The organism is Gemmatimonadota bacterium, assembly GCA_030747075.1.
Taxonomy (GTDB): domain Bacteria; phylum ARS69; class ARS69; order ARS69; family ARS69; genus ARS69.
This window is the reverse complement of sequence record JASLLL010000057.1, coordinates 1-3,450: the sequence shown is the minus strand read 5'-3', so window position 1 is coordinate 3,450 and position 3,450 is coordinate 1. Positions and strand designations below refer to the sequence as shown.

The window sequence follows — 3,450 nt, the reverse complement described above, 5'->3', positions numbered from 1 at the left end:
AGAGCGGGTATAGATGGCCTGATTGGCGTCGAAGAAGATGTGGAACTCGCCGTCGTCGGGATCGGTGTGGTGGCAGAGGATGGCGGTGAGGAAGTCGCCGGGGAAGTCCTGGGCCTCGTCGATCAGGACAGCGTCGAAGCGAGGGCCGGTGGCATCCGCGGCGCGTGCCATGGCGTCCGGGAGCACATCGGTGTAGTAGGCGCCGTCGGAGTGCTCGTCGCCGTAGTCGGGGACATCCGCGAGCCCTGCCTCTCTGGCGAAGCGGATCGCCAGCCCGTGGAAGTGCCCCGCCGTGACCGACCCGGGTTCGGTGTCGTTGATGCGATCCGCGGCGTCGTGGAGGTCCTGGCCCAGCGCGACATTGAAGCACGCCAGAAGGACGCGCTTCCCTTTGGCGGCGAGGCGGCGCGCCTTCTCCACGGCGAGAAGCGTCTTCCCCGACCCGGCGCATCCGGAGACCGCGACGCGCGGGTTGCCGGAGAGCATGTGCAGGATGTCGTACTGCCGATCGGACAACTCCACCTGCTGGCGCTTCGTCTCACGGAGAGAGTGGCGGAGGGTGGAGACCGTGCGAGACTCGGTGCAGAGCTTCTCAAGGAGGCGCATTCCCGTTGGCCCGGGTGCGTGGGGGCGCGGCCCGGTCCCGGATGAGAAGGCGATCGCGCGGAGGAGCGCGTCTTCCAGGCGGGGGAGGTCGCTGAGGTCGAGTGTGATGTCGTCGTCGGTCGTCGCGTCGCGGGGGAGTTCGTCACGCAGCATGTCGGGGAAGCAGACCGCGTGCGTGATCCAGGGCGTGCGGCCGTCGCGTGCGATGCGCTTCAGCTTGCGGACCAGCGCGTACTTGTTGTCTTTCGCCTGGTTCCAGGGGTGCGTGATGAGGTGCCGGGCGCCTTTCGCGTTGACGGAGTGCCACCGGCCGGACTCCGCGCTGAAGCCGATTCCTCCGCCCTTCACCTCCAGCACCAGGCACCCGTGTGCGGGATGCGCGAAGAGAAAGTCGATCTCGCGGTCTGAACTGCCGGGGGGGGCGTCCGTGTCGGAAAAGGGGAGGCCGTGGAGGACGAGCCAGTCGGGACCGAGGGCGTCGGCGGCTTCGTAGACCCGGCGCTCGGAGCGCGGCTCGACGGGGGGCGGGCAGTTCGGGAAGCGCCTGGGCGGCATCGGCGACCCTCCGGGGGCGGAGACTGTGCGGCGTGCGCGGAGAGTACACGACGGCGCCCGCGGTGGGAAGCGGCGTGCGGTGCGGCGGGACTTGCGGCGGCGGGGCAGGCGTGCGGTGCGGCGCGAAACTACAAGGTGATTTACTGAGGCAGGTGTGGGATAGTGTCGCACTCGCCGTGTGTCGTGTGCCGTGTGCCGCAGGCCGCGCCGGTCGGGACCGGACCCGGGCGCGGCGACCCCTCTCCACCCCGCTTCCCCGGGAGGGCCGCTTGGGCAGGATCATCTCCAAGTCGAAGTTCGTGGCCGGGCTCCAGTGCGAGAAGCTGCTCTGGTACCACTACCGGCGCAAGGACGAGATCCCGCCTCCGGACGCGGACACGCTGGCGATCTTCGCGGTCGGGCATCGAGTGGGGGATCTTGCGAAGCGACTCTATCCGGACGGCGTGGAGGTCCCGATGGAGCGCGGCCGCGGGGGCCTTGCAAAGACGGTGGAGCGGACACGGGAGCTCCTGCCGGATCGGAAGCCGCTGTTCGAGGCGAGCTTCGTGCATCAGGGAGGATACTGCCGGACGGACTTGCTGGTGCCGGTGGAGAACGGCGCGTGGGATCTGATCGAGGTGAAGAGCGGGACGAGGGTGAAGCCCGTGAACCTGGAGGATGTCGCGTTCCAGAAGTTCGTGCTGACGGGCGAAGGCGTAAGGCTGAACCGGCTCTTTGTGATGCATGTGAACCGGGACTGTGTGCGACGCGGAGAGGTGGACCCGAAGGAGTTCTTCCATGCGGAGGATGTGACGGACGAGGCGGAGGCGCGGGTCGGCGAGGTGTCCGGGCGGCTGGGCGGGTTTCATGCGACGATTGGGGGCGCGGAGCCGGTCGTCGGGATCGGGAAGCAGTGCAGCGACCCGTACGAGTGCCCGCTGAAGGAGAAGTGCTGGGGGTTCCTGCCGGAGCACAGCGTGGCGGAGCTGTACCGCGTGCGGAAGGGGAAGGCGCTGGAGTGGATCCGCGCGGGGCGCCTTGCGCTGGCGGACATCGGGAGCGACCACCTGAGCGAGGCGCAGCGCGTGCAACAGGCCGCGGTCGTGACGGGGCGCAGGCAGGTGGATCGGGACGCGGTGCGCGCGTGGCTGGGGAAGCTGCGGTACCCGGTCTACTGCATGGACTTCGAGACGATCATGCCCGGGATCCCGGTCGTCGAGGGCACGCGCCCGTACCAGCACATCCCGGTCCAGTTTTCGGTGCATGTGCTCCCGGCGCCGGGAGAGGCGGCGCGGCATGAGGAGTTTCTGGCCGACGGAGCGGGAGACCCGCGGCCGGCGTTTCTTGCGGCGCTGAAGGAGGCGATCGGGCCTGAGGGGACGGTGCTGGCGTTCAACATGGCGTACGAGGAGCGGATCCTGAACGAGGTGGCCGACGCGCTTCCGGAGGCGCGCGTGTTCGTGGAGGATGTGGCGGGGCGGATGGAGGACCTGGCGGACCCGTTTCGGCGGTTCCGGCTGTACCACCCGGAGCAGCGGGGGTCGAACTCGCTGAAGCGGGTGCTTCCCGCGTGGACGGGCGCGGGGTACGAGTCGCTGGGGATTCAGGAGGGCGGGGCGGCGAGCCGGGAGTACGAGCGCGTGACCTATGGGGACGCGGGCGCGGAGGAGCGAGGGAGGGTGCGGGAGGACCTGTTGCGGTATTGCGAACGGGATACGGAAGCGATGGTGGAGTTGCTGGCGGTGCTGGAGGGGGAGGCTACCCGGGCGAGTACCGGCCCTGGCCGGGGATGATGTTTCGAACTCCGCCGGTGGGATCGGGGACATCTCCGGGATACCGGGGGATCAGGTGGATGTGCAGATGATCGATCGTCTGTCCGGCCACGCGCCCCGCGTTGATTCCGATGTTGTACGCGGCGGGACTCATCTCCTGATCCAGCCGCGCCTTCTCCCCGCCCAGCAGTTTCATGAGGCCGCTCCGCTCTTCGGCCGTGGCGTCGAACCAGGATGCAACATGGCGCTTCGCGACGATGAGCGTATGCCCCCGCGAGACGGGATAGGCGTCTCGGATTGCAATGCCGACGCTGTTCTCTGCGAGAACGCGGTCCTGATCGAGGGCGCAGAAGAGACAACTCATACGGAGAGCGTAGCACCGGCGGAGCATGCTATCATGAAGAAACTATGATAGACCCGCGCTCCGACAGAGGCATTCTTCGCTTTGCGGAAGGGGTGCTGGCAGTCCTCGACCGGGGCAGTTTCGTTGCGACCTACAAATACGCCGTTCTCCTGGGACTCATGGACCTGTGTGTGG

The 3,450-nt window shown here is 68.1% G+C and carries 3 protein-coding genes; 1 reads left to right on the top strand and 2 read right to left on the bottom strand.

What is annotated here, in order from left to right; translation table 11 throughout:
* A partial coding sequence (locus QF819_11100) for an NERD domain-containing protein/DEAD/DEAH box helicase (GenBank protein ID MDP6803697.1) occupies positions 1–1,161 on the bottom strand: 1,161 nt, incomplete at its 3' end.
* A 269-nt stretch (positions 1,162–1,430) separates the two neighbouring features.
* On the opposite strand from QF819_11100, the gene QF819_11095 reads away from it, so the two are divergent.
* A complete protein-coding gene (locus QF819_11095; GenBank protein MDP6803696.1) occupies positions 1,431–2,933 on the top strand; it encodes a DUF2779 domain-containing protein in 1,503 nt (500 codons plus the stop codon).
* Here the strand turns inward: QF819_11095 and QF819_11090 are convergent.
* A complete protein-coding gene (locus QF819_11090) occupies positions 2,899–3,276 on the bottom strand; it encodes an HIT family protein (protein ID MDP6803695.1) in 378 nt (125 codons plus the stop codon). The genes QF819_11095 and QF819_11090 overlap by 35 nt on opposite strands.
* Positions 3,277–3,450: the final 174 nt, after the last annotated feature.